The following is a 5813-nucleotide window of genomic DNA, read 5'->3' on the forward strand; positions in this document are numbered from 1 at the left end:
CGCCGGCGCAGCGCACGGCGGCAGCCCCGACCCCCTCGGCCAAGCCGGGCCCTTCCGGCCCGGCCGCCCCCGCAACCGCCACCGCCCAGGTCCAGTTGATCCCGGCCTCTCCGCAGGGGGCGCTCGACGCCGCCGAGGAGGCCGTGGACCTGCTGCTGGACTCGGGCCGCGCCCCCGGCGACGTGCTGGTGATCACCACGGGTGAGCCGCACCCGTGGGCCACCCACGAACTGTCCTTCGGTGAGGCCTCCTACTGGGCGCAGCACGACGCGGGCGACGACGTCTTCTACGCGGACGCCGCCGTCGCGGACCGGGCCGGTTCCCGGCCCGTCGTCGTGGTCGCCGTCAACGGCGGCCCGGAGTCCGCTGCCGTGGCCGCCCTGTCGGCCGCCCACGCCAAGTCCGGTGCCCTGCTGATCGTCTGCGGCGACCCGCAGCGCATCAACGCGGTGCTGGGCGCGGGGGTCTGAGCGACGCGCCACCCCGGCGGCCACGGACGCCGGGGCACGCGGGTTCCGCAGGACACGACCGCGATGGGGGACTTGGCCCGCCCGTGCACCGTGGGCGGGGCTGCGCGTGCCCCCTCCGGAGTCCGCGTGCCTCCACCGGGGTGCGGCAGCCCTCGCGGAGCCACCCGTGCGCTCACCGGGGCCCGGCAGCCCTGACGTCGTCGTGTCACGCGCCCCGGCTGTCGGCCGCCGCCCGTCGCGGCTGCCCCGACGCCGCCGGGGGCCCGGAGGCACGTCAGCGCGCGGCTGCCCGGCGCAGGACCTCCGAGGTGACGCCCCCGGTGCGAGGGATGCGGGGAGGCGCCTCGGACAGGGCGACCGGCTCGGGTGCCGAACCGGCGCTGGGGCGGCGGCCGCCCCGGCCCTCACCGAGGACCTGCCAGCCGTCACGCGTCAGCGTGATGTACGCGCCGCAGCGCAGTCCGTGCAGGGTGCAGGCGTCCCGCAGGCCCCACATCCAGGCACCGTCCTCCTCGGTCCACCGCGCGTCCCCCTCCCTGCAGTACAGGAGCACGGCCGTGCGCACCGGAGTCCGGCGGCGCAGGTCGTGCGGGATGACCCGGCGCAACTGGGCGAGCAGGGCGTTGCGGAACACCCAGCCGTCCGCCGGGGCCGGACGACGGGTGAACGACGCGCTCGCGCAGAGCCGTTCGTCGTGGTCCAGCACGGCGACGACCGCGGTCGCCGGTCCGGGGCAGTGGCGGGCGTGCAGCCCGCTGACGACCTCACGCGGATTGCGCAGCAGCGGGATTCCCGCGGCGGCCCACTCCGCGGGCTCGAGCACTCGATGGGCGGAAGCGGCGGTCGCCGACAGCGATGCCGCCGAGGACGAGGCGAATCCGAAGGTCACGGTCCTCCCTTCGGCTACGCCCACGAGAGGGCGGTGACGGATTCGGGGGAGCGCGCACGCAACAGCGCCCTACCTGAGCGGCAGACGGGCCGTGCGGGTGCGGACCTCAATTCTTCCTGCCGAACTGGAGCGCGGCAACGAGCAATTGGGGCAGGCGACCGGTATCGGACGATGCACGGCTAATATCCCCGCCCGTCGTCCTCCCGAATCCCGCCGGGGGCATCCGGTCCCGGTACGTGCGTACACCCCACGGGTGCGGGCCGTCGGGGCCCGTGCACGGAGCGTTCCCGAGGAGGGGCGGCGGCCGGCCGTACCCGGCCGCCGAGAGCCCCCCGACCCCGGCGCGTGGCCCCGGCCGGCGGGGTCAGCCCTGCACGGCCAGGACCAGCGGCAGCACCCCGGACGCCCCGGCCCGCCGCAGCAGGCGCGCCGCGACCGCGAGGGTCCAGCCGGTCTCCGTGTAGTCGTCCACGAGGAGGACCGGGCCTTCCTCCTTCGCCAGGGCGGCCGCCAGCTCGGGCGGCACGGCCACCGCCCCGTCGAGGGCCTTCAGCCGCTGGGCGCTGTTGCTGCGGGACGCCGGGAACGCCTCGCCGGTGTACTCCAGCGAGCCCAGCAACGGCAGCCGCCCGATCTCCGCGATGCGCGACCCCAGGGACTGGATCAGCACCGGGCGGGTGCGGGAGGCCATGGTGACCACGCCGACCGGACGCGCGACGGCGTCCGCACCGCCCGACGCCCACCCGCCGGGGCCCCTCGCCCAGTCGGCCAGCACCCCGACGACCGCCTTGGCCACGTCGTCCGGGACCGGTCCGTCCGGCGCGCCGGACGCGAACATCGGCCGCAGCCGGTTGCCCCAGCCGATGTCCGACAGGCGGCCCAACGCACGCCCCTGAGCTGCCAGTTCCCCGGCGGGGATGCGCCCCTTCAGTTCCATGCCGATGGCCGGCAGCCCGGTGGGCCACATGCGCCGTGGCTCCACCTCGACACCGGCCCGGCCGAGGTCCGTGCGAGCCGCCTCCAGCGCCGCGGTGGACGCCTCGGCCGAGTGGCGGACGCCCGCGCAGTTGTCGCAGCGGCCACAGGGCTTGGCGGCCTCGTCGTCCAACTGGCGCTGCAGGAACTCCATCCGGCAGCCGGTGGTCGACGCGTACTCCCGCATCGCCTGCTGTTCGGCCTTGCGCTGCCGCGCCACCCACGCGTACCGCTCCGCGTCGTACGTCCACGGCTGCCCGGTGGCGGTCCACCCGCCCTTGACCCGCCGTACCGCGCCGTCCACGTCCAGGACCTTGAGCATGGTCTCCAGGCGGGACCGCCGCAGCTCCACGAGGGGTTCGAGAGCGGGCAGCGACATGGGCCGGCCGGCGTCCGCGAGGATGTCGAGCGTGCGGCGGACCAGCTCCTCCGAGGGGAAGGCGAGGGAGGCGAAGTACTCCCAGATCGCCTCGTCCTCCTGGCCCGGCAGCAGCAGAACCTCGGCGTGCCGCACCCCGCGGCCTGCGCGGCCCACCTGCTGGTAGTAGGAGATGGGCGAGGAGGGCGAGCCGAGGTGCACCACGAAACCGAGGTCGGGCTTGTCGAACCCCATGCCCAGCGCGGAGGTGGCGACCAGGGCCTTCACCTTGTTGGCGAGCAGGTCCTCCTCGGCCTGCTGCCGTTCGGCGTTCTCCGTCTTGCCGGTGTAGGCCGAGACCGTGTGGCCGCGCTGCCGCAGGAAGGCGGTCACCTCCTCCGCGGCCGCCACGGTGAGGGTGTAGACGATGCCGGAACCCGGCAGGTCGTCGAGGTGATCGGCCAGCCAGGCCATCCGGTGGGCCGCGTCCGGCAGCCGCAGCACGTGCAGGCTCAGGCTGTCGCGGTCCAGCGGGCCGCGCAGCACGAGCGCGTCGGTCGAACCGCCCGTGCCCAGTTGTTCCGCCACGTCGGCGGTCACCCGGGCGTTGGCCGTCGCGGTGGTCGCGAGCACGGGCACGCCCTGGGGCAGGTCCGCGAGCATGGTGCGCAGGCGGCGGTAGTCCGGACGGAAGTCGTGACCCCAGTCGGAGATGCAGTGCGCCTCGTCCACGACCAGCAGCCCGGTCGCGGCGGCCAGTTCGGGCAGGACCCGGTCACGGAAGTCCGGGTTGTTCAGCCGCTCGGGGCTGACCAGGAGGACGTCGACGGTGCCCGCGCCGATCTCGTCCTGGATGGTGTCCCACTCCTCGATGTTCGACGAGTTGATGGTCCGGGCCCGGATCCCGGCCCTCGCGGCGGCCTCGACCTGGTTGCGCATCAGCGCGAGCAGCGGGGAGACGATCACCGTGGGGCCGCTGCCCTGGGCACGCAGCAGTGACGTGGCCACGAAGTAGACCGCGGACTTGCCCCATCCGGTGCGCTGCACGACGAGCGCCCGGCGCTTCTCGGCGACCAGCGCCTCGATGGCCCGCCACTGGTCCTCGCGAAGCCGGGCCTCGCCCGAGTCGTCCCCGACGAGACGGGCGAGAACCGCGTCGGCGGCCGCCCGGAGATCCGCGTTGCTCGTGTGCTCCATGCCCCCATACAACAGGACGGCACCGACAGCCGGGCCGGTGAGCGGCCCGGAGGCGCCGGCGGAGTGCCTTGTGACGTGCCCCTGCCTCCTGCCTCAGGACGTTCCCCCTGACGTGCCCCTGATCGGAGTTATCCACAGGGTAAGCGGGAGAGGGCGATCCGCGAGATCGTCTCCGCATGACGAATCACAGCGAAGCGACCGGATCCCCCGAAAACGGCGACCGGGCCGACCGCGGCCTCGAAGAGGCGCTGGAGCGCAGCGGCGTCGCGGGCCCCACGGAATCCGCCGCACCCACGTCGGCACACCCCGACCGGGACGGCGACCGGCCGCCCCCTCGCCCCGCACCGGACATCTCCTGCACCACGTCGTACCGGAGCCACGGCGACACCCAGCAGGTCACCCTCCGCAGCCCCGCCGAACTCGCCGACGCACTGCCCTACCTCCTCGGGTACCGGCCCGAGGACAGCATCGTGCTGGTCGCCCTGCACGACAAGGACGGGCAGGGCCGGTTCGGCGGCCGGGCCCGGCTGGGCATCCCCGCCAGCCGGGACGACTGGCCGGCCGCCGCCCGGCAGCTCGCCCATGGCCTGATCGCCGGGAGCGCACGCCGGGGCGCGCGGCCCGAGCAGATGATCCTCTTCCTCTGCCGGGAACCGGACCGGGGCGGGTCCGGCAGGCAGGTCAAGGAACATCTCGCGCCACTGGCCCACGCGCTGCGCCTGGAGTGCGGCGCCCTCGACGTCCCGATGGTGGAGGCGCTGTGTGTCTCCGACGGCCGGTACTGGTCGTACTGCTGCGACAACCAGGAGTGCTGTCCGGCCGGGGGCACCCCCATGGGCCTCGCCGGCACGTCGGTGCTGGCCGCCGCGGCCACCTACGCCGGACTCCAGGTCCGGGGCACCCTGCGCGAACTCCGCGCCAGGCTGCTGCCGAGGGACGGCTTCGCGACCGCCGGCCAGGAGGCCGCCCTCGACGCGGCCGGTCTGAAGCTGGTGCCCAGGATCCTCGACGAGGCGGGCCGCGTGGCGGTGGCCGACGAGACCCTGCGTCTCGCCGAGCGGCTCCTGCGCCGCCTCGCCGCGGCCCCGCCCGTCTCCGGCGCCCTGCCGTCCGACCTGCGCGACGACGACCTGATCCGTCACGACGAGGCCGCGACCCTGATCCTCGGACTGCAGGACCGCACGACCCGCGACCGCGCGGCCGAGTGGATGGAGGGCGACGACGCGGCCACCGCCCTCCGCCTGTGGCGAGCCCTCGCCCGCCGCTGCAGCGGCCCGTACGGCGAGCACGCCGCGGCTCCGCTCACCCTGGCCGGCTGGGTCGCGTGGTCCACCGGCGACGAGCTCGAGGCGCGGGAGGCCCTCGCCATGGCGCTCGGCGCGGACCCCGACTACCTCTTCGCCCGGCTGCTGCACCAGGCGTGCAACGAGGGACTCGACCCGGAGTCGGTCCGGCGCTGCCTGCGCTCCGAACGGTCGAGCCGGAGCGGGGACGGTGACGGCGACAGCGCCAATTCCGGTGCCGGTGCCGGTGCCGGCGCCGGTGATGGCGGGCGGGGCAGTCGCGGGGGCACCGCGTCGGGGCAACCGGGAGGGGGTGGTGGGCCGGCTGAGGAAGGCGGTGGCGTTCTGGGCGCGGGAGGCGATGGATCCGGTCACGACGCGGACGGCTCGGGCGCTGCGACTCGCGCGGGTGGTGCCGGTGGGGCTGCGGCTCCCACGCCCGCCGAGCCCGCCGGGGCCGAAGGTCCCGCAGCCCCCGGGCGCGAGGGTCTCCGAGTCCGGGAAGCCTCGTCGCGCCGAAGGAGCCGTGCTCGGGTGCCGGGCCCCGGTGGCGCGTCCCCCCGCCGGTCGCGTACCGACGGCCGTCGGCCGAGCGCGCGGATTCCCCGTCAGCGGATCCCGGCGGCGGCCACGCACCCCGG

4 protein-coding genes are annotated in these 5813 nt (G+C 75.4%); 2 read left to right on the forward strand and 2 right to left on the reverse strand.

What is annotated here, in order from left to right; genetic code table 11:
• Positions 1–470, forward strand: a 470-nt coding sequence (locus tag G3I53_RS22590; RefSeq protein ID WP_239064050.1) for a hypothetical protein, incomplete at its 5' end; no start/stop codon positions are given.
• A gap of 274 nt (positions 471–744) precedes the next feature.
• Here G3I53_RS22590 and G3I53_RS22595 read toward each other — a convergent pair.
• Both G3I53_RS22595 and G3I53_RS22600 read right to left on the reverse strand, forming a co-directional pair.
• The gene (locus G3I53_RS22595; RefSeq protein WP_164335657.1) at positions 745–1359 is read right to left on the reverse strand and encodes a hypothetical protein; all 615 of its coding nucleotides are present in this window, start codon (positions 1357–1359) and stop codon (positions 745–747) included.
• Positions 1360–1723: 364 nt separating this feature from the next.
• On the reverse strand, positions 1724–3889 hold the full coding sequence (locus G3I53_RS22600; protein WP_164438706.1) for a RecQ family ATP-dependent DNA helicase: 2166 nt from the start codon (positions 3887–3889) through the stop codon (positions 1724–1726).
• 176 nt (positions 3890–4065) lie between these two features.
• On the opposite strand from G3I53_RS22600, the gene G3I53_RS22605 reads away from it, so the two are divergent.
• On the forward strand, positions 4066–5813 hold a 1748-nt coding region (locus tag G3I53_RS22605), incomplete at its 3' end, for a DUF4192 domain-containing protein (protein WP_164438707.1).

The organism is Streptomyces sp. SID14436 (assembly GCF_010548465.1).
Lineage (GTDB): Bacteria > Actinomycetota > Actinomycetes > Streptomycetales > Streptomycetaceae > Streptomyces.

Coding starts and splice junctions, on each gene's coding strand:
- G3I53_RS22600 (WP_164438706.1), bottom strand. CDS start 3,889: ATGGAGCACACGAGCAACGCGGATCTCCGGGCGGCCGCCGACGCGGTT.